17 protein-coding genes and 1 pseudogene are annotated in these 20087 nt (G+C 73.4%); 12 read left to right on the top strand and 6 right to left on the bottom strand.

What is annotated here, in order from left to right; translation table 11 throughout:
• Window positions 1-64: 64 nt before the first annotated feature.
• Both ACFQ9Z_RS21920 and thiD read left to right on the top strand, forming a co-directional pair.
• Window positions 65-1030 (top strand): thiamine-phosphate kinase, encoded by a 966-nt coding sequence (locus ACFQ9Z_RS21920; protein WP_143635951.1) that lies wholly within the window; start codon window positions 65-67, stop codon window positions 1028-1030.
• Window positions 1027-1818, top strand: coding sequence for a bifunctional hydroxymethylpyrimidine kinase/phosphomethylpyrimidine kinase (gene thiD, locus ACFQ9Z_RS21925; RefSeq protein ID WP_383020800.1), 792 nt, complete (start codon window positions 1027-1029; stop codon window positions 1816-1818). The genes ACFQ9Z_RS21920 and thiD overlap by 4 nt, the downstream gene beginning before the upstream one ends.
• Window positions 1819-1906: 88 nt before the next feature.
• Here the strand turns inward: thiD and rpmB are convergent, their stop codons facing one another.
• Window positions 1907-2092 carry a 50S ribosomal protein L28 gene (gene rpmB, locus ACFQ9Z_RS21930; protein ID WP_003993230.1) on the bottom strand — a complete coding sequence of 62 codons (186 nt, stop codon included), beginning with the start codon at window positions 2090-2092 and terminating at the stop codon, window positions 1907-1909.
• Window positions 2093-2350: 258 nt separating this feature from the next.
• On the opposite strand from rpmB, the gene ACFQ9Z_RS21935 reads away from it, so the two are divergent.
• A complete protein-coding gene (locus tag ACFQ9Z_RS21935; protein ID WP_383020803.1) occupies window positions 2351-4057 on the top strand; it encodes a DAK2 domain-containing protein in 1707 nt (568 codons plus the stop codon).
• Window positions 4058-4097: 40 nt separating this feature from the next.
• On the opposite strand, the gene ACFQ9Z_RS21940 is transcribed toward ACFQ9Z_RS21935, so the two are convergent.
• Complete coding sequence (locus tag ACFQ9Z_RS21940) at window positions 4098-7055, bottom strand: tetratricopeptide repeat protein (RefSeq protein ID WP_383020807.1); 2958 nt, start codon at window positions 7053-7055, stop codon at window positions 4098-4100.
• Complete coding sequence (locus ACFQ9Z_RS21945; RefSeq protein WP_383020811.1) at window positions 7055-8881, bottom strand: HSP90 family protein; 1827 nt, start codon at window positions 8879-8881, stop codon at window positions 7055-7057. Before ACFQ9Z_RS21945 ends, ACFQ9Z_RS21940 begins: the two co-directional genes overlap by 1 nt.
• A 202-nt stretch (window positions 8882-9083) precedes the next feature.
• Between ACFQ9Z_RS21945 and recG the strand changes: the two genes are divergently transcribed.
• The 8 genes and pseudogenes from recG to mutM all read left to right on the top strand — a co-directional run bounded on the left by recG (window position 9084) and on the right by mutM (window position 16431).
• Window positions 9084-11300: an ATP-dependent DNA helicase RecG gene (gene recG, locus ACFQ9Z_RS21950; RefSeq protein ID WP_383020814.1), complete on the top strand. Its 2217-nt coding sequence runs from the start codon at window positions 9084-9086 to the stop codon at window positions 11298-11300.
• A gap of 106 nt (window positions 11301-11406) precedes the next feature.
• Window positions 11407-11997 (top strand): annotated as a pseudogene (gene rsmD, locus ACFQ9Z_RS21955) (16S rRNA (guanine(966)-N(2))-methyltransferase RsmD); the annotation flags it as partial.
• Between the two features lie 26 nt (window positions 11998-12023).
• Window positions 12024-12503, top strand: coding sequence for a pantetheine-phosphate adenylyltransferase (gene coaD, locus ACFQ9Z_RS21960; protein ID WP_383021384.1), 480 nt, complete (start codon window positions 12024-12026; stop codon window positions 12501-12503).
• A 57-nt stretch (window positions 12504-12560) separates the two neighbouring features.
• The gene (locus tag ACFQ9Z_RS21965) at window positions 12561-13724 is read left to right on the top strand and encodes a cell division initiation protein (protein WP_383020819.1); all 1164 of its coding nucleotides are present in this window, start codon (window positions 12561-12563) and stop codon (window positions 13722-13724) included.
• A 146-nt stretch (window positions 13725-13870) separates the two neighbouring features.
• Window positions 13871-14515: a YceD family protein gene (locus ACFQ9Z_RS21970; RefSeq protein ID WP_383020822.1), complete on the top strand. Its 645-nt coding sequence runs from the start codon at window positions 13871-13873 to the stop codon at window positions 14513-14515.
• Between the two features lie 2 nt (window positions 14516-14517).
• The gene (rpmF, locus tag ACFQ9Z_RS21975; RefSeq protein WP_003951102.1) at window positions 14518-14691 is read left to right on the top strand and encodes a 50S ribosomal protein L32; all 174 of its coding nucleotides are present in this window, start codon (window positions 14518-14520) and stop codon (window positions 14689-14691) included.
• An 8-nt stretch (window positions 14692-14699) separates the two neighbouring features.
• Complete coding sequence (gene rnc / locus ACFQ9Z_RS21980; protein WP_383020828.1) at window positions 14700-15491, top strand: ribonuclease III; 792 nt, start codon at window positions 14700-14702, stop codon at window positions 15489-15491.
• An 82-nt stretch (window positions 15492-15573) separates the two neighbouring features.
• Window positions 15574-16431, top strand: a complete 858-nt coding sequence (mutM, locus tag ACFQ9Z_RS21985) for a bifunctional DNA-formamidopyrimidine glycosylase/DNA-(apurinic or apyrimidinic site) lyase (protein ID WP_383020833.1) — start codon at window positions 15574-15576, stop codon at window positions 16429-16431.
• Window positions 16432-16495: 64 nt separating this feature from the next.
• On the opposite strand, the gene ACFQ9Z_RS21990 is transcribed toward mutM, so the two are convergent.
• Entirely contained in the window at window positions 16496-16894 is a 399-nt protein-coding gene (locus ACFQ9Z_RS21990; protein WP_383020836.1) for a winged helix-turn-helix transcriptional regulator, read from the bottom strand.
• Window positions 16895-17009: 115 nt separating this feature from the next.
• On the opposite strand from ACFQ9Z_RS21990, the gene ACFQ9Z_RS21995 reads away from it, so the two are divergent.
• Window positions 17010-17594 carry a flavodoxin family protein gene (locus ACFQ9Z_RS21995; RefSeq protein ID WP_383020840.1) on the top strand — a complete coding sequence of 195 codons (585 nt, stop codon included), beginning with the start codon at window positions 17010-17012 and terminating at the stop codon, window positions 17592-17594.
• Window positions 17595-17675: 81 nt separating this feature from the next.
• Here the strand turns inward: ACFQ9Z_RS21995 and ACFQ9Z_RS22000 are convergent, their stop codons facing one another.
• On the bottom strand, window positions 17676-18584 hold the full coding sequence (locus ACFQ9Z_RS22000) for an alpha/beta fold hydrolase (RefSeq protein WP_383020846.1): 909 nt from the start codon (window positions 18582-18584) through the stop codon (window positions 17676-17678).
• Window positions 18585-18959: 375 nt separating this feature from the next.
• Window positions 18960-20057: a CAP domain-containing protein gene (locus ACFQ9Z_RS22005; protein WP_383020851.1), complete on the bottom strand. Its 1098-nt coding sequence runs from the start codon at window positions 20055-20057 to the stop codon at window positions 18960-18962.
• Between the last annotated feature and the right edge of the window lie 30 nt (window positions 20058-20087).

Here is a 20087-nt window from a genome sequence, read left to right on the forward strand (position 1 = left end):
ACCGTATCGGGGAGACTGATGACGCGCGACCGGGCAGGCAGAGGCACAGAAGGGGCTTGAGGCGATGAAGGGCACAGTGGGTGAGTTGGGTGAGTTCGGGCTCATCCGGGAGCTGACCTCCCGTCTCACCACGACCCCGGTGGTCCGGGTCGGCCCCGGTGACGACGCCGCGGTGGTCGCCGCGCCCGACCGCAGGGTGGTGGCGAGCACCGACATCCTGCTGGAGGGGCGGCACTTCCGCCGGGACTGGTCCACGGCGTACGACGTCGGACGCAAGGCGGCGGCGCAGAACCTCGCGGACATCGCCGCGATGGGCGCCGTGCCCACCGCGCTGCTGCTCGGCCTGGTCGTCCCGGCCGAACTCCCGGTCACCTGGCCGACCGAGCTGATGGACGGCCTGCGCGACGAGTGCCAGGTCGCGGGCGCCGCCGTGGTGGGCGGGGACGTGGTGCGCGGGGACACGATCATGGTGTCCATCACCGCGCTCGGCGACCTGCGCAACCAGGAGCCGGTGACCCGCGCCGGCGCCCAGCCCGGCGACCTGGTGGCCGTGACGGGCTGGCTCGGCTGGTCCGCGGCCGGTTACGCGGTGCTCTCCCGCGGCTTCCGCTCGCCGCGCGCCTTCGTCGAGGCCCACCGCCGCCCCGAGCCGCCGTACCACGCGGGACCGGCCGCGGCCGGGCTCGGCGCCACGGCGATGTGCGACGTCAGCGACGGCCTGATCGCCGACCTCGGGCACATCGCCGAGGCCAGCAAGGTGCGCATCGACATCCGCTCCGGCGCGATCGACATCCCGACCCAGATGAACGACATCGGGCAGGCCGTCGGCGTCGACCCGCTCCAGTGGGTGCTGACCGGGGGAGAGGACCACGCGATCGTGGCCACGTTCCCGCCGGACGCCAAGCTTCCGGCCCGCTGGAAGGTGATCGGCGAGGTCCTCAACCCCTCGGCGCTGCCCCAGGTGACCGTCGACGGCGCCCCCTGGACCAGCAAGGGCGGCTGGGACCACTTCGGGGACATCGAGTCGTGATCCCCCGGGTGCTGACGGTCGCCGGGTCCGACTCCGGCGGCGGCGCGGGCGTGCAGGCCGACCTGAAGACGATGCTGGCCCTCGGCGTGCACGGGATGAGCGTGATCACGGCGGTCACCGCGCAGAACTCGCTCGGCGTGCAGGGCGCCTGGGAACTGCCGGTGGAGGCGGTGCGGGCCCAGTACCGCAGCGTGGTCGACGACATCGGCGTCCAGGCGGTGAAGACCGGGATGCTCGCCTCCGCCGAACTGGTCGAGGCGGTCGCCGAGTTGATCTCCGGCACGGACGCGCCGGCCGTGGTGGACCCGGTGGGTGTCTCCAAGCACGGCGATCCGCTGCTGGCCGCGTCCGCCCTGGACTCGGTCCGGGGCAGGCTGCTGCCGGTGGCGACCGTGGCCACGCCCAACCTGGACGAGGTGACGCAACTCACCGGGGTGCGGGTCGAGTCCGAGGGCGATCTGGGCCGGGCCGCGGCGGCCGTGCTGGAGTACGGACCGCGATGGGTGCTGATCAAGGGCGGGCACCTGCCCGGCGACGCCGTGGACCTGCTCACGGACGGCTCGCGGGAGCACTGGCTGCGCAGCCCGCGCCACGACAACCGGCACACGCACGGCACGGGCTGCACGCTCGCCTCGGCCGTCGCGTCGGAGCTGGCGAAGGGGCTGACGGTGCCGGAGGCGGTGAAGCGGGCCAAGGAGTACGTGACCGGGGCGATCGCCGCCGGTTTCGCACTGGGCGCGGGGATCGGGCCGGTCGACCACGGGTGGCGGTGCCGCCCACCGGAGTGATCCCGCGGGTACGGCAAAAAGCCGGCCCACCCGGAGGTGGACCGGCTCAGTGCAGCGAACCAGCAGTGGCCGCGCGCTCAGCTATGCGTCAGCGCGAGACCTTGCCGGCCTTGATGCACGAGGTGCAGGCGTTCACGCGCTTCGGCGTCCCGCCGACCACGGTACGCACACGCTGGATGTTCGGGTTCCAGCGGCGGGACGTACGGCGGTGCGAGTGCGAGATGTTGTTGCCGAAGCCCGGCCCCTTGCCGCAGACGTCGCAGTTGGCAGCCACGGGTCACTCCAAAGACTTCAGATGCACTTACGGTTGATCCCGGCATGCCGGGATCGAGATCCTAGGATCTGAGATCTTGAGTGGCGCTGCCAGGGGGAATGGCCCGATCAGGATCGGGCAACCGGAGCAGCATACAACGGCTGCGTCCGTACCGCGAAACTACCACGGCAGCTAGGGGCCCGCTCCCGGCCCTCCTCCGGAGGACACCGCTCCGGGGTCTACGCTGCGTCCACGTCCAAGCAGCTCAGGGAGGCGCAGGTGGCGCAGGTGCCGCAGACACTGGATGCTCTCGCGGTGCGCACCTGGTGCGGTCTGGCGCTGCGCGCGCTCGGGCGGGCGCGCGAGGAGATCGACGCGATCAACGTCTATCCCGTGGCCGACGGGGACACCGGGACCAATCTGTACCTGACCGTGGAATCGGCGGCCACCGCCGTGGAGGCCGTGTTCGCCGGGTACGGGACCGGCGCCGGGGAGCCGTCGCTCGCGGACGCCGCGCGCGCGATGGCCCACGGGGCGCTCATCGGGGCCCGCGGCAACTCCGGCACGATCCTCGCCCAGCTGCTGCGGGGCATGGCACAGGTGCTCGCCGGGGGAGAGGCGGGCGACGCGTCCCACTGCGACGGCGCCGGGCTGCGCCTGGCCCTGCGGCAGGCCGCCGACTCCGCCCACCGGGCCGTGGCCCATCCCGTCGAGGGCACCGTGCTCACCGTCGCCGCGGCCGCCGCGGACGCCGCCGAGACGGCGGAGGGCGACTGCGCTGCGGTCGCCCGGGCCGCCTACGAGGGCGCCGGCGCGGCCCTCGCGGCGACGCCCGGACAGCTCGCCGTGCTGCGGCGGGCCGGGGTGGTCGACGCGGGCGGCCGGGGGCTGGTGACGGTGCTCGGCGCCCTGGTGGAGGCGTGCACGGGAGAGGCGGCCGGCGAGATCCCGAGGGCACGGGAGGCCCTTCGCGAGACCGCGGCCGCCGTCGCCGAGGCGCACGCGCGCGTGGCGCCGTTCTCCGACGCCCAGACCTGCGCCGACGCCGCCGACGGCACCGACGACGGCCCCGCCTACGAGGTGATCTACCTGCTGGAGGCCGGTGACGAGGCCGTGGCCCGGCTGCGTGCGCGCCTCGACGCCCTCGGCGACTCCCTCGTCGTGGTCGGCGGCGACGGACTGTGGAACGTGCACGTCCACGTCGACGACGCCGGGGCCGCCGTGGAGGCGGGCGTCGAGGCGGGACGGCCGTACCGGATCCGCATCACCCACTTCGGGGCCGGCGATGTGCACACCGGGGGCGAGCGGCCGCCGCGCGAGCGCGCCCAGCGGGCCGTCGTCGCCGTCGTGCCCGGTGAGGGCCTGGCCGGGCTGTACGCCGAGGCCGGCGCGACCACCGTGCTCGCCCGCCCCGGGGAGCCGCCCGCCAGCGGGGAGCTGGTGCAGGCCGTACGGCGGGCCCACGCGCGCGAGGTGGTGCTGCTGCCCAACGACGCCGAACTGCGGCACACCGCCGCCGCTGCCGCCGAGCAGGCGCGCACCGAGGGCGTCCGGGTCGCCCTGATCCCGACCCGCTCGGCGGTCCAGGGCATCGCCGCGCTCGCCGTGCACGAGCCGGAGCGCCGGTTCGACGAGGACGTCGTCCAGATGACGTCGGCGGCGGGCGCCACCCGGTACGCCGAGGTCCTCGTCGCCGAGCGAGAGTCCTGGACGAGCGCCGGCATCTGCCAGGCCGGGGACGTGCTGGGCCTGATCGACGGCGACGTGGCGGTGATCGGGCCGGACCTCACCGCCACCGCCGAGACCCTCCTGGACCGGATGCTGCGGGCGGGCGGCGAACTGGTCACGCTCGTCGTCGGCGACGAGGCCCCCGAATCCGTCGCCGCCCACCTGGAGACCCACGTCCGCGAGACCTACCTGGCGGTGGACACGCTGGTCTACCGGGGCGGCCGTCAAGGAGCCCTGCTGCTCATCGGCGTGGAGTGACCCCGGCGGGTGTCCGGTGTTCTCGGATGTGCGGGCCGGTTCAGTTCTCCGGGGTGGTTTCGGAGAGGTCGTCGAGTAGTTCCCGGGCCTCGGTGCGGCGTGCGTGGGCGGTGCCGTCCGGGGTGTCGGTGTGCGGGTAGGCAGCCAGAACGCCGCGCGCGCGTGCCGCCGCCCCGGCCGGGCGGCCGAGGTCGGCCTCCAGCCGGCCCGCGGCGAGTTCGGCGCCGGTGCGATCGTGCAGGCCCTCAGCGCCGAGCGTGCCGAACAGCTCGGCCGCGTGCTCCATCCGGGCCAGCGCCGCCTCCCGGGTCTCCTCGGCGGCCACCTCGTCGTCGTCCCCGGCCGCGGAGCGGGCCAGCAGATCGCCGAACTGGAGGTGCGTGTTCGCCAGTTCCGCGGTGAACGCGTCCCGGGCCGCCGGCTCCGCCGCCTCCAGGGCGTGCTCGCACTCGCGCACCGCCTGCGCCATCAGCTCCCGCGCCCCGTCCGCCGGCCCGTCGCCGCGCAGCGCCAGCCAGGCGCGGGCACGCAGCGAACGCACCAGGAAGTGCCGGTTGCCCAGGGCGCGCCACAGCTCGCCCGCGCGCGCGTAGGCGCGGTCCGCGTCCTCGAGCAGCCCCGCGTTGCCCAGCGACTCGGCGGCCAGATGGGCGAGCGTGGCGTGGTCCTGCTGCTCGGGCCAGTGCCGGGCGATCTCGGCCGCCCGCAGCCGCCGTTCCGCCGCCTCCCGGTGCTCGCCCAGCTCGCCCAGGCAGTCCCCGAGCCACCACTGCGCCTGTACGACGGCCCCCTCGCCGTGCGTCTCGGCCGTCAGGTCGGGCAGCACCGACTCCAGCACCTCGGCGGCCTCCGCGAACCGCCCCCGGCGCAGCAGGAGACCGCCGAGCTGGTGCCGCGCCCACGCGCCCAGCGTGCCGCCCTCGCCCGCCTCGTCGGCCCAGTGCGCGGCCTCCAGCGCGTGCTCCGCCGCCTCCCCGGCCTCGCCCCGGCCGCCGATCACCTCGGCGAGCTGGAGGTGGAGCTGGGCCCGCCCGACCGGCTCCAGGTAGGGACCGCCGTGCTCCAGCGCCGACCGCAGCGCCCGCTCGGTCCCGGCCACGTCCCCGAGACCGTGGGCCAGCCCGGCCGCCTCGACCTCGTGTTCCACCGCGAACCAGGGCAGCCCGGCCGCCACGTACTCGGCGGCGGCCTGCCGGTGCCCCTCGGCGGCCCGCTCCGGGTCGCCGGTGAGCGCGGCCAGCCCGGCGAGCATGCCGCGCGCCTCGGCGGACCGGGCGGCCAGCCGTACGTCGCCGTCCGCGCGTCCCCCGACGAGCGCCAGCACCTCCCGTACGGCCCGTCCGGTCTCCGCGAGCGCCTCCTCGGGGTCACCGCCCCGGCCGCCGTCCTCGCCGTACTCGTCCAGCCGCCGCATGAGGATCCGCGCCCGGCTCATCAGCACCGCCGCCGTCTGCCGCAGGCCGGTCTCCCCGGCGGCGTACAGCGCGAGCACCTCGTCGCACAGCACGGCGACCGCCGTCACCGCCGCGTCCACCTCGCCCGCCAGCGCCCGCACGAACGCCCCGCGCGCGCGTGCCGCCAGCGCCTCGCCCGGGTCGCCCGCCCTCGCGTACAGCGCGGCGGCCCGCTCGAAGAGCGGGGCGCCCTCGGGGCCGCGCTCCATCGCCTCGTGGTCGGTGATCTCCGCCCGGGCGCGCGGGTCCAGCTCGACCCCCTCGGCGGCCCGCGCGACCGCCGCCCAGGCCTCCAGCGCGTTCGGCCGCAGCGTCTTCGACAGCAGCCGCGCCTCGGCGAGCAGACCGGCCAGGTCCCGCTCGCCGGATGCCGCGGCCCGCCCCGGCGCCTCGGACGCGGGCGGCGCGGCCGCCGGCGCCGGGTGCGGGCGCACCGTGCGCACGCCCAGCGGCAGCCGCTCCACCAGCGGCTCCTGGGCCATCCGCGCGCGCACCCGGTCGCCGACGTACGGCGTGCCGTTGCGCGCGTCGAACCGCGCGGCCAGCTCCAGGGCCTCGGCGCGCGCGTGGACGGCCAGTTCCCCCGCGGTCCAGGCACGCCCGGCCGGTCCGGGCACCCGCTGCCCGCCCAGGCCGAGTGCGGTCAGCCGGTCCATGAGCAGCGCCGTCACGGCCAGGAAGTCCAGCCGGCTGCGCGGCTGCCCGGTGTCCGTGAAGTACGCCGGCCGCTCGGCCAGCAGCTCCAGACCGCGCGCCTCGTTGCCGGTCAGCGCGCAGAACTCCACGTGGTCGGCGTAGGCGCCGCGCATGCTCTCCATGGGGCGCACCAGGCGGAAACCGCGCAGATGGCTGGCGCGGGCCTCGTCCGCCCGGCCGAGGCGCAGCAGCGGCGCCAGCGAGGACGCCAGCACCGTGTGCGGCTCGTGGGCGCAGCTGTACTCGCCCTCCAGCACCGGCCGCCACATCCGCAGCGCCTCCGCGTCCGCGCCGCACTCGACCTGCCAGGCGCCTTGCCCGTGCAGCTCGCAGGCGTGGCAGTCGGCCATCCGGTCCCGGTCCGCGGCCAGCCAGGCGGCGTACGCCCGCCCGGCCCGGCCGAGATCGCCGATGTGCGCGGCCACGCTGAACTCGGCCGCCCGCACGGCCCGTTCGGAGTGCCCGGCGAGCCGGTAGCGGTGCTCCATCTCGCCGAGCCACTTCTCGATCGAGGCCAGCGGCACGTGCGGCTGGTCCAGCATGCCCGCCGACATCCACTTGAAGACCCAGTGCAGCGAGTGCGTCTCGTACTCGTCGAAGTCCCCGGGCCGTTCGTCCCACATGCGCAGCAGCCGCGCGAACGGGACGAACATCTTGTCCTTCTCGGAGCTGTAGTTGTAGACCTTCAGCTGGTGCCCGAGCGCCTCGATCACGGCGAGCGGGATGTCCAGCCGCTCCGCCTCGGCGAGCAGCCGTTCCGCGCGCGCGTTGCGGGCCGGCCCCTCCGGCTGCCCGGAGTTCTCCGCCATCGCCCGGCGCAGCGCGTCGAAGTCCGTGATCTCACCCATCAGTGACCGTTCTCCCCGTGTGTGGCCCACTCCAGCAGGCCGATGAACGCCCGGTTCAGCAGCGCCGAGTCGGCCGGCCTGAGCGGACGCTGCGCCATCAGCAGCGCCTGCCCGTACAGCGACTCCGTGGCGGTGCCGATCAGCTCCGGGTCCCCGACCGAGGCGATCCGCCGGATCAGCGGGTTGAGGTGGTTGAGCACCAGCCGCGCGCGCGGTGCGCTGCCGCGCAGCGAGCCGAGGATCCCCGCCCACAGGTCGTCGGCCCGCTCCTCGGCCTCGGCCCTGGCCTGTTCGTGCCGGGCGGCCCGGTCGTCCAAGTGCAGCGCGGGCACCGACAGCGGGTGGAACGCGCGCAGGACGACGTCGCAGCCCAGCGGGTCGAGCTTCGCCCGCGCGGCCGCCAGGAATCCGGACAGCGCCAGCTCCTCCGCCGGGTCAACGGCGTCCAGGTGCGCGGTCACCGTGTCCGCGTCCAGTTCGGCGACCACCGTGCCTGGCCGCACCGACGGCAGCGCCTCCACCAGCTCGCTGTCGTACGTGTAGCCGCCGTTGACCACTCCGACGCCCTGCGCGGAGGCGATCGGCGCGACCTGCCGGTACTCCTCGACCGTACGGGTGAAGTGCACCACCGGGTGCCGCTGCGCGAACTCCTCCAGGGAGAGCTGCCCGTCGGTGGTCTCGAACGGCAGCCACGGCAGCATCGTGCGCAGCATCTCCCCGTCGTGCCGGGCCAGGGACTTCACCCCCAGGTGGTGCACGGCGAGGAACGCGGCCAGCCGCTCCGGATCGCCGGCCGCCAGCCCGGTCAGCCAGGACCTGATCCGCTCGCCCAGCGCCTCCCGCACCGCCGCCAGCGTCTCGTCCTCGTACAGCGCCTCACGCGAGGCCGTGGGCCGCAGGCTGTCGGTGTCCAGCACGCAGCGCACGAAGAACGCCCAGTCCGGCAGGAGCTGTTCGGCCCGCTCGGTGAGCAGCATGCCCTTCAGGTGCACCCGGTGGGTGGCCCGCTGCGCCGGGCTGACCGCCGACGGCAGCACGTACGCGACCCCCCGGATCCCGGCCACCGGCACGTCCAGGCCGATCGAGTCCAGGGGCGTGAACCCGAACAGCTCGTGGCAGTGCCGGGCCAGCGCCACCCGCCGTGCCGCGGGTGACGGGTACGGGCGGTCCCAGGGCGCCGGCAGGTCGGTGACCGCCTCCTCGCCCACCCGGACGTCGTACGGCAGCAGCGAGCCGAAGTCCCGGGCCAGGGCGCGGACCCGCTCCGGCGCCAGCCACTCGGCCGCGCCGGCCCGCGCCACCAGGTGCACGGTGGTGCCCGGCTCCGGCCGCTCCGCGTCGGGCAGCGTACGCACGGTGTACGAGCCGTCGTCGCGGGCCGTCCACTCCACCGGCGGCGCCCCGGGCGTCCGGGCGCTGCGGCTGACCACCCGGATCCGCTCGGCGACCACGAAGCAGGCCAGCAGACCGATGCCGAACTGCCCGAGGAAGTCGGACCGGGCCTCCCGCAGGCCGTCCGCCCGCTTGGAGCTGCGGCCGATGGTCGCCAGCAGGCTGTGCACGTCCGACTCGGTGAGCCCGACGCCGGTGTCCTCCACCCGCAGGGTCCCGTCCGCCGCGTGCAGCCGCACCCGCGCCGGGGCGCCGGGGTCCTCGGCCCGCCGGGCAGTGATGGCGTCCACCGCATTCTGCAGCAGCTCGCGCAGGTAGACCTTGGGACTGGAGTAGAGGTGATGGGAGAGCAGGTCGACCAGACCGCGCAGGTCGACCTGGAAGGTGTGAGGTGACTGGGGTGCCTGGGATGACTGTGAGGTCTGGGAGTCCATCGTCGCAGCGCCGGCGGGGGGAGCGTGCGTTCGGCGCGGGGTCGGGCGGTCCCGGGTGGGGCGGTGACCGCGGGGGATGGCCGGAGCGCGTCATCCTAGAGCCGGAACGGGCCACCTGACCAGCGGTTTCCCGAACCGGTAGGGCGCGCGCGCCCGGGACCGCCGGGCGGTCGCTACGGCTTTGTCGGTGCGGTGGTGTGCAATGGATCTCGTGCCCGCACTGGAAGAACCACTGAAGCAGTCACTGAAGTCAGTGCTCGGCCCCGCCACCGCGAAGGTGATGGCCGAGCACCTCGGCCTGACCTCCGTCGGCGACCTCCTGCACCACTACCCGCGCAGATACGAGGAGCGCGGCCGGCTCACCCCGCTCGCCGAACTCCCGATGGACGAGCACGTGACGGTGGTCGCCCAGGTCGCCGACGCCCGCCTGCACACCTTCGCCTCCTCCCGGGCCCCGCGCGGCAAGGGGCAGCGCCTCGAGGTCACGATCACCGACGGCAGCGGCCGGCTCCAGCTCGTCTTCTTCGGCAACGGCGTCCACAAGCCGCACAAGGATCTGCTGCCGGGCACGCGCGCGATGTTCGCCGGAAAGGTCTCCGTCTTCAACCGCCGCCTCCAGCTCGCCCACCCGGCCTACGAGCTCCTGCGCGGCGACAGCGAGGAGACCGTCGAGACCTGGGCCGGCGCCCTGATCCCGATCTACCCGGCCACCGCCAAACTGGAGTCCTGGAAGATCGGCAAGGCGGTCCAGACGGTGCTGCCGAGCGTCCGGGAAGCCGTGGACCCCCTGCCGGCCTCCCTCCAGGCGGGCCGGGGCCTGGTCAGCCTCCCCGAGGCCCTGCTCAAGATCCACCGCCCGCACACCCAGGCCGACATCGCCGACGCCCGGGCCCGCCTGAAGTGGGACGAGGCCTTCGTCCTCCAGGTCGCCCTGGCCCGGCGCCGCCACGCCGACGCCCAGCTCCCCGCCGTGGCCCGCAGACCGAAGCCCGACGGCCTCCTGACGGCCTTCGACGACCGGCTGCCGTTCACCCTCACCGAAGGGCAGCGCAAGGTCTCCGAGGAGATCTTCGCCGACCTCGCCACCGAGCACCCGATGCACCGTCTGCTGCAGGGAGAGGTCGGCTCCGGCAAGACGCTGGTCGCGCTGCGCGCCATGCTCGCCGTGGTCGACGCGGGCGGCCAGGCCGCGATGCTCGCGCCCACCGAGGTCCTCGCCCAGCAGCACCACCGCTCGGTGACGGAGATGATGGGCGAGCTGGCCGAGGGCGGCATGCTGGGCGGCGCCGAGCACGCCACCAAGGTGGTGCTGCTCACCGGCTCGATGGGCGCGGCCGCCCGCCGCCAGGCCCTGCTGGACCTGGTCACCGGCGAGGCCGGCCTGGTCATCGGCACGCACGCCCTGATCGAGGACAAGGTCCAGTTCCACGACCTGGGCCTGGTGGTCGTGGACGAACAGCACCGCTTCGGCGTGGAGCAGCGCGACGCCCTGCGCGGCAAGGGCAAGCAGCCGCCGCACCTGCTGGTCATGACGGCGACGCCCATCCCGCGCACGGTCGCCATGACCGTCTTCGGCGACCTGGAGACCTCCGTCCTCGACCAGCTCCCGGCCGGCCGCTCGCCGATCGCCAGCCATGTCGTCCCCGCAGCCGACAAGCCGCACTTCCTGGCCCGCGCCTGGGAGCGGGTCCGCGAGGAGGTGCAGAACGGCCACCAGGCCTACGTGGTCTGCCCCCGCATCGGCGACGAGGAGGACGACCCGGGCAAGGGCGCGAAGAAGTCCGCCGAGGACGAGGCCGAGAAGCGGCCGCCGCTCGCGGTGCTCGAGGTGGCCGACCAGCTCGCCCGCGGCCCGCTGCGGGGGCTGCGGGTCGAGGTCCTGCACGGGCGCATGCACCCGGACGACAAGGACGCCGTGATGCGCCGCTTCGCGGCCGGCGAGACGGACGTCCTGGTCGCCACCACGGTCATCGAGGTCGGCGTCAACGTCCCCAACGCCACCGCCATGGTGATCATGGACGCCGACCGCTTCGGGGTCTCCCAGCTCCACCAGCTCCGCGGCCGGGTGGGCCGCGGCTCCGCGCCCGGTCTGTGTCTGCTGGTCAGCGAGATGCCCGAGGCGAGCGCCGCCCGCCAGCGTCTGAACGCCGTCGCCTCCACCCTCGACGGCTTCGAGCTCTCCCGCATCGACCTCGAACAGCGCCGCGAGGGCGACGTCCTCGGCCAGGCCCAGTCCGGCGCCCGCACCAGCCTGCGCGTCCTCGCGGTCATCGAGGACGAGGAGCTGATCGCCGAGGCCAGACAGGAGGCGGCGGAGGTGGTGGCGGCCGACCCCGAGCTGGAGCACCTCCCCGGACTGCGGACCGCCCTGGACGCCCTGCTGGACGAGGAGCGGGAGCAGTACCTGGAGAAGGGCTGACCCGGCCCGCCCGCGGGGCCACCGGTCCGGACCGCGTGTGCGGTTACCGCCCCGCGGCCGCGACCGGCCACAATGAGCCGTAAAGCCGCCCACGGAGAAGGACCCCCAGATGACCCGCGTGATCGCCGGCCGGGCCGGCGGACGGCGCCTGTCAGTGCCACCCGGCACCGGAACCCGCCCCACCTCCGACCGCGCCCGCGAGGGTCTCTTCTCCACCTGGCAGTCCCTCCTCGGCGGCCCCCTGGACGGCGAACGGGTCCTCGATCTCTACGCCGGCTCCGGCGCCGTGGGCCTGGAGGCCCTCTCCCGGGGCGCGGGTCACGCCCTGCTGGTCGAGGCGGACGCCCGCGCGGCCCGGACCGTCCGGGACAACGTGCGCAGCCTGGGCCTGCCAGGCGCCGAGGTCAGAGCGGGCAAAGCGGAACAAGTGATCCGCTCGGCGCCCCCCGCCGCCCCCTACGACCTGGTCTTCCTCGATCCCCCGTACGCCGTCACGGACGACGATCTTCGGGAGATCCTGCTCACACTCCGCACGGAGGGGTGGCTCGCCGGCGAAGCCCTCGTCACCGTGGAGCGCAGCACCAGAGGCGGCGAATTCCACTGGCCGGACGGCTTCGAGGCGCTCCGGTCCCGTCGCTACGGCGAGGGAACGTTTTGGTACGGTCGCGCCGCCTCTACGTGCGAAGACGCACGATGACCGGACCGGAGAGCGAGGGATCACAAGTGCGCCGCGCCGTCTGTCCCGGGTCGTTCGACCCGATCACCAACGGACACCTCGACATCATTGCCCGCGCCTCGCGTCTTTACGACGAGGTCTACGTGGCGGTGATGATCAACCAGTCCAAGAAGGGCCTGTTCGAGATCGAGGAGCGGATCGAGCTGATCCGCGGGGTCACCGCCGAGTACGGCAACGTCCGGGTCGAGGCCTTCCACGGGCTGCTCGTCGACTTCTGCAAGCAGCGCGACATCCCCGCCATCGTCAAGGGCCTGCGCGCGGTCAGCGACTTCGACTACGAGCTGCAGATGGCCCAGATGAACAACGGCCTCACCGGGGTCGAAACGCTGTTCGTGCCCACCAACCCCACCTACAGCTTCCTCTCCTCCTCCCTGGTCAAGGAGGTGGCGGCCTGGGGCGGCGACGTCTCCCACCTGGTGCCGCCCGCCGTTCTCGAGGCCCTGAACGGGCGTCTGCGTAAGGGCTGATGGGACTACAGTCGTCCCGTCCGTCTCCAACACAGCTGTAGAGAGTGGCGAGCACAGGTGGACGTCCAGAAGAAGCTCGACGAGATCGTCGCCGCGGTCGCCGGCGCCCGGTCCATGCCGATGTCGGCCTCGTGCGTGGTCAACCGCGCCGAGCTGCTCGCGCTGCTCGAGGAGGTGCGCCAGGCGCTGCCCGGCTCGCTCGCGCAGGCCCAGGAGCTGATCGGCGACCGCGAGCAGATGGTCGAGCAGGCCCGCGCCGAGGCCGAGCGGATCATCGGCGACGCCCACGCCGAGCGCGGCTCGCTGATCTCCGGCACCGAGATCGTCCGCCGCTCCCAGGCAGAGGCGGACCGGATCCTCACCGAGGCCCGCGCGGAGGCCGAGGAGATCCGCGCCGAGGCCGACGACTACGTCGACTCCAAGCTCGCCAACTTCGAGGTCGTCCTCACCAAGACGCTGGGTTCGGTCGGCCGCGGCCGAGAGAAGCTGCTCGGCACCGGTCCCGGCCTTGACGAGAACGGCTACGAGGACGAGGACGCGCCCGAGCGCAGCCAGGACCCGCAGACCCTGCGGCACAACGCCGACGCGTACGTCGACGTCAAGCTCGGCGCCTTCGAGGCGGTGCTCGCCAAGACCCTGGAGGCCGTCGGCCGCGGCCGGCAGAAGCTGCACGGCCGGATCGCCACGGACGACCTCGGCGCCCTCGCCGACGACACCACGACGTTCCAGCACTCCAGCGACGCCGACTACCTGGCCGACCTCGCGGCCCTCGCCGACACCCCGGCCGAGCGCCCCGCGCCGGCCCAGCAGCCGCCGCTGCCCGCCCAGCCGCCGCAGCCGTCGTACGAGCCGCAGCCGGCCTACTCGCCCGCCTCCGGGTACGCCCCGGCGGCGGGCGCCCCCGCCCAGCAGCAGCCCGACTCCTACGGGAGCTTCCCGCAGCAGCCGGACTACGCGCAGCAGGACCAGTACGGCTACCAGCAGGCCGACCCCTACGCCTATCAGGGCGGCTACGACCCGCAGCAGGGCTCGTACGACCACCAGCAGGCCGCGTACGACCCGCAGCAGGGCCCGTACGACCCGCAGGGCGCCCAGCAGTCCCAGCAGACCCACCAGTCGCACGACCAGCAGGGCTACGCCCTCGACGAGACCAGCCTCTTCGACACCGGCATGATCAGCGCGGAGCAGCTGCGGGCGTACGAGCAGGGGCGCGGGCTGTAGCCCCCGAGCCCGGGTGCCGGGACCGGATTGGGCCGTGAGCGAAAGGTCCAGTATCCTGGCTCTTCGGTCGCGTGTACGTCCGCGATCGTCGCTGCCCCGAACCCCGACGGGCGGCGGCCCTCCGAGTTCGAAGATCGAAAGCAGGAATGGCTTCCAACGCCCGCCTAGACCACCGCAACCCCCTCGTGTTCGACACGCACGAGCTGGGTCGGCGTCCTGGCGCGCTGCAGCGCCTGACCCGTACGGTCGACGCCCCCAGGGACCTCGGTCTGCAGGGAGTCATCGGAGTGCCGGAAGGCGCCCCGGTGGAGCTCGAACTCCGGCTCGAGTCGGTCATGGAAGGGGTGCTCGTCACAGGCACCGCCCGTGCACAGGCCGAGGGGGAGTGCGTAAGGTGTCTGGAGCCGCTCGGGCTGGAGCTCGAAGCGGACTTCCAGGAACTGTTCTCGTACCCTGACGCCGACGACCGGGGCCGCGTGATCGCGGAACCGGGCGACGACGCCGAGGACGACGAGGACAGGTTCTACCTCGAGGACGGACTCTTCGACCTCGAACCTCTGCTGCGCGATGCGGTGGTGCTCGCACTGCCGATGCAGCCGGTGTGCCAGGAAGACTGCCCCGGCCTGTGCTCCGAGTGCGGAGCACGGCTCGCGGACGACCCGGACCACCACCACGACGCCGTCGACATCCGTTGGGCGGCTTTGCAGGGACTCGCCGGCACCATGCAGGACGGCGAGAAGGACGAGATGAGCGGCGCCGAAGCGGGCGTCGACGAGAAGCAGGAGAAGTAGCCGTGGCTGTTCCGAAGCGGAAGATGTCGCGCAGCAACACGCGCCACCGCCGGTCGCAGTGGAAGGCTGCGGTCCCCACCCTGGTTGCGTGCGAGCGCTGCCACGAGCCCAAGCAGCAGCACATCGCGTGCCCGTCTTGCGGCACCTACAACAAGCGCCAGGTCCTCGAAGTCTGAGCGGGCTGGTGAGAGGCACTGTGTCCAGTCCCAAGAAGGCGGCGGAAACCCAGGCCTCGTCCCACACGCTTCTGGAAGGGCGGCTCGGCTATCAGCTCGAGTCCGCCCTTCTGGTGCGTGCGCTGACCCACCGTTCCTACGCGTACGAGAACGGCGGTCTGCCGACGAACGAGCGGCTGGAGTTCCTCGGGGACTCCGTCCTCGGCCTCGTCGTCACGGACACGCTGTACCGCACCCACCCCGACCTGCCCGAGGGCCAGCTGGCCAAGCTGCGGGCCGCGGTGGTCAACTCGCGTGCGCTGGCGGAGGTGGGCCGCGGCCTCGACCTGGGCGCCTTCATCCGGCTCGGCCGGGGTGAAGAGGGCACGGGCGGCCGGGACAAGGCGTCCATCCTCGCCGACACCCTTGAAGCGGTGATCGGCGCGGTCTATCTCGACCAGGGCCTCGACGCGGCCTCCGAACTGGTGCACCGCCTGTTCGACCCGCTGATCGAGAAGTCCTCGAATCTCGGCGCCGGCCTGGACTGGAAGACCAGTCTCCAGGAGCTGACCGCGACCGAAGGACTCGGCGTTCCCGAGTACCTGGTCACGGAGACCGGCCCGGATCACGAGAAGACCTTCACTGCTGCCGCCCGCGTCGGAGGCGTCTCGTACGGCACCGGCACCGGCCGCAGCAAGAAGGAGGCGGAGCAGCAGGCCGCCGAGTCCGCCTGGCGGGCCATCCGGGCTGCCGCGGACGAGCGCGCCAAGGCGGCCGAGGAGGCCGTCCAGGACGACGACACGTCGTCCGCGCCCGCCTGACGAGAGCAACACCGAGCGCCCGCCCCGCCGTTCACGCCGGGGCGGGCGCTCGCCTTCATCCCACGTTCCCACGGGGGTCACGATGCCCGAGTTGCCCGAGGTCGAGGTCGTCCGGCGCGGCCTGGAGCGGTGGGTCGCCCACCGCACGGTCGCCGAGGTCGAGGTGCTGCACCCGCGTGCCGTGCGCCGGCACGTCGCGGGCGCCGACGACTTCGCGCACCGCCTGAAGGGCCACCACATCGGCACGCCCAGCCGGCGCGGCAAGTACCTGTGGCTGCCGCTGGAAGAGACGAACCAGTCCGTCCTCGCCCACCTCGGCATGAGCGGCCAGTTGCTGGTGCAGCCGCACGAGGCGGCGGACGAGAAGCACCTGCGCATCCGGGTCCGGTTCGCCGACTCCCTCGGCACCGAGCTGCGCTTCGTCGACCAGCGGACCTTCGGCGGGCTCTCGCTGCACGACAACACCCCGGCCGGCCTGCCCGACGTCATCGCGCACATCGCCCGCGACCCACTGGACCCGCTGTTCGACGACGAGGCCTTCCACCTGGCCCTGCGCCGCAAGCGCACCACGATCAAGCGGGCCCTGCTGGACCAGTCGCTGATCAGCGGGGTCGGCAACATCTACGCGGACGAGGCGCTCTGGCGCTCCCGCGTCCACTACGAGCGCCCCACGGCCGGCTTCACCCGGCCGCGCACCGCCGAACTCCTCGGCCACGTCCGGGACGTGATGAACGCGGCCCTCTCGGTGGGCGGCACCAGCTTCGACAGCCTGTACGTCAACGTCAACGGCGAGTCGGGCTACTTCGACCGGTCCCTGGACGCGTACGGCCGTGAGGGCCTGCCCTGCCGGAGGTGCGGCACGCCCATGCGGCGCCGCCCATGGATGAACCGGTCGAGCTACTTCTGCCCCAAGTGCCAGCGGGCGCCGCGCGGCCAGTAGCCGGCGGCTCCTTGTTGCCGCCGGGCGCCCCGGCCACGCAGGCCGGCGGGGGCCGCGGCCGGTGCTATCGCGGCTGTCGCGCGTCGTAGGCCGTGCGGGCGGCGAGCACGTCGTCCATCGAGCCCTCCACCAGGTGGATGAGGGCGAGCAGCCGCTCCGCCACCTGGTGGCCGAGCGGGGTCAGTTCGTAGTCCACGCGCGGCGGGTTGGTCGGCTGGGCCTCCCGGTGCACCAGACCGTCGCGCTCCAGCGCGTGCAGCGTCTGGGACAGCATCTTCTCGCTCACCCCGTCGACGCGGCGGCGCAGCTCGTTGAAGCGCAGCGAGCCCTCGTGCAGCGCGCCGAGCGTCAGCCCGCCCCAGCGGCCCGTGACGTGCTCGAGCGTGCCGCGTGAGGGGCACGCCTTGGCGAACACGTTGAACGCGAGGTCGTCCTCGATGACGGGCTGCCGGTCGTTGCTCATACCACAAGCGTACGCGAGCGCAGCGCTCACCACCAGGTTGCACTAACTAAAGGTTAGTGCTTTCCTTTCGTCATTGTCAGTGAGCTGCCCGTTCGAGCACCTTCCAGGAGTCCCCATGACCACGCCCGTCGTCTCCATCGCCTACCACTCCGGCTATGGCCACACCGCCGTGCTCGCCGAAGCAGTCCGGGCCGGTGCCCTGGAGGCCGGCGCCGAGGTGCACATGGTCAAGGTCGACGAGATCACCGACGAGCAGTGGCGGACGCTGGACCGCTCCGACGCGATCGTCTTCGGCTCGCCCACCTACATGGGCACCGCGTCCGGCGCCTTCCACGTCTTCGCCGAGGCCTCCTCCAGGCGCTGGTCCGGCCAGGACTGGCAGGACAAGCTGGCGGCCGGCTTCACCAACTCCGGCTCCAAGAGCGGCGACAAGCTGCACACGCTGCAGTTCTTCCAGATCCTCGCCGGGCAGCACGGCATGCACTGGGTCAACCTGGGCCTGCTCCCCGGCTGGAACAGCAGCGAGGGCTCCGAGCACGACCTCAACCGCCTGGGCGTCTTCGCGGGCGCGGCCGCCCAGACCAACGTGGACGAGGGCCCGGACGCCGTGCACAAGGCGGACATCGCCACCGCGGAACACCTGGGCCGCCGGGTCACCGAAACGGCCCGCGTCCTGACCCGCGGCCGCACGGCGGCCTGACCCCCGGGCGGCCGCCGGGGCCGAGCCGCCCCACCCTGCGACCGTACGATCGACCAACGCTGCGACCCGCGACTGTATCCGTCAGCGCCTGACGCGCCGGCCGAGAAGCAGTACTCCTGTGCCGACGGTGAGGAAGGCGGCGCTGCCGCCGAGCGCGATGGCCCGCCGGCCGGTGCCGGTGTACGCCAGCTGCGGGTCGGAGCCGCCCGCAGCCGCGGTGGCGCCCTGGAGGATCAGGTCGGCCACGGCGTCAGGGCGGGCGATGAGGGACACATGGCAGGAGTCGATCTCCTGCGTGTGGGAGTGGGCCCGTTCGGCCTCGAAGCGCTCCTGCTGGGGGCTGATGGTCCTGTCCTGCCGTCCTATCAGGGCCCAGGATGGGATCTCCTTCCAGGCCGCGACCTTGGCCGTCTCGGAGAAAGCGGTCGTGGCCACCGGGCGCTGGGTGACACCGATCAGGTTCGCCTGGCTCTCGGGCAGGCAGTTGGCGAAGACCGAGTGGACCTTGTCCCGCTTGAGGTACAGGTCGGTGCCGCTGGCGTCGGCCGTCCGAAACGGCAGGGAGTTCGTGGCGGTGCCCAGGACGCTGGGGAAGCGGGCGGACAGCGACATGCCGCTCTCACCGACGTCGGGCATCTGCGCGTTGATGTAGATCAGGGATTTGACCTGGGGATTTCCCGCCGCGGCCGTACTGATGACGGCACCGCCGTAGGAGTGACCTGCCAGTACGATCGGGCCCTTGATCGTCTTCAGGACCGAGGCGATGTACGCGGAATCGCTGTACAGGCCGCGCAGCGGGTTGGCCGGGGCCATCACGGTGTAACCGCGGCGCTCCAGCCGCTCGATCACCCCGTTCCAACTGGAGGCGTCCGCGAAGGCGCCGTGGATCAGGACGACGGTCGGCTTGGCGGCGTTCGCACCGCCGGTCGCCACCACCGGGGCCGTGCTCAGCGCGCACAGGGCGGTGACCGCGCAACCTGCCGTCGCCACGCGCAGCGTTCTGCTTCGGAGCAGTGAGCCGCGTATCGCAGGTACTGTCATGTCGACCTCGCTCTTGATAGGGGCCTACAGAACCCCACCATTCACGCGGTCGACCGAACGGGCCTGGCAATGGCATCCGAACGGGTGAGTTCGGCGCGGCATCCCCGCCGCTCATCGGCTGGACGCGGGGGGCATCAAGGCTCTCAGCGAGTCCCTGGGCCACCATGACCCCGGCTTCACGCTGCGGACGTACACGCACCCGATGCCGTCGAGCGGGACCCGGACCCGGGCCGCCGTGGATCGCGTCTTCGCGGACGAGGAACCCACGGCTGACGGTCAGGACACGGCCCAGGAGGATGCTCAGCCGTCTGACCCGCGGTCATCTCAATAGCCGAAGTCCTGCGTCCACCAAGGGCCGCCCGGGCCCAGGTGCACGCCGACCCCGAGGGTCTTGAAGTCGCAGTTCAGTATGTTGGCGCGGTGGCCCGGGCTGTTCATCCAGGCTTCCATCACGGCCGCCGCGTCCGCCTGGCCGCGGGCTATGTTCTCACCGCCGAGATCGGTTATGCCCGCCTTCGCGGCCCGGTCCCAGGGGCTGGCGCCGTCCGGGTCGGTGTGGTCGAAGAAGCCCCGCGCGGCCATGTCGTCGCTGAAGGCCTCGGCCAGTGCGGTCAGCGAGGAGTCCGCCGACAGCGCGCTGCACCCGACCTTCGCCCGCTCCTCGTTGACCAGCTTGAGCACCTCGGCCTCGACGGCGGCCTGCGCCGACACGGTCACCGGCGCGGACGTCTGCTTCGGGGCCGTGGACGCCGTGCGCGACGGGGTGCTCGTGCGCTCCGGGGCCTCGGCGGTGGGCGAGGGCTTCTTCGACGGTGCCTTCGTCGGGGTGGAGGAGGCCGAGGGGGACTTCGACGCGGACGCGGAGGCGGACGGGGACGGGGACGGCGAGGCCGGGCGGCCGGTGCCGCGGCCGGGTGCCGTGCCGTCGCCGCGGCTCTCCGCGCTGCCGGAGTCGCCGCCCTGCTCGGACGCCGTGTTGCCGGGGGAGGCCGCGGCCTGCACCCGGTCGCCGCCGGTGGTGTTCGTGCCGCCGCCGAGCCGGTAGTTCTCCAGGCCGGGTACCACGCCGGTGGCCACCGCCACGGTGCCGAGGGCGACGGCGGCGGAGACGCCGAGCAGCCCGGTGCGCACGGGGGTGGCCGCCTTCTTCCTGCGGCGGTGGCCGTGGGACGGACCGCCGGCCGGGGAGAAGCCGTCGTCGCCGGGCGCCCGCGCGGGCTCGTCGTCCACCGAGTACAGGTAGGCGGTGGTCTCGGCGTAGGCCTCGGGCTGCAGGTACGGCGCGATGCCCCGGGGCGCGTGGCCGCCCGGGGCGGACTCCCACTGGTTCTCACCGCTCGCGGCCCAGTGGTGCGTCTGTGTGATCCCGGTGGTCCGGCCGGTGGCGGCGCGGCCGGCGGCGGAGCGTCGGTGGCGTCCCATGCCCTTGCCCTCTTCCTCGTCTCGCGGTCG

The sequence above is a fragment of the Streptomyces sp. NPDC056580 genome (assembly GCF_042793175.1).
Lineage (GTDB): Bacteria > Actinomycetota > Actinomycetes > Streptomycetales > Streptomycetaceae > Streptomyces.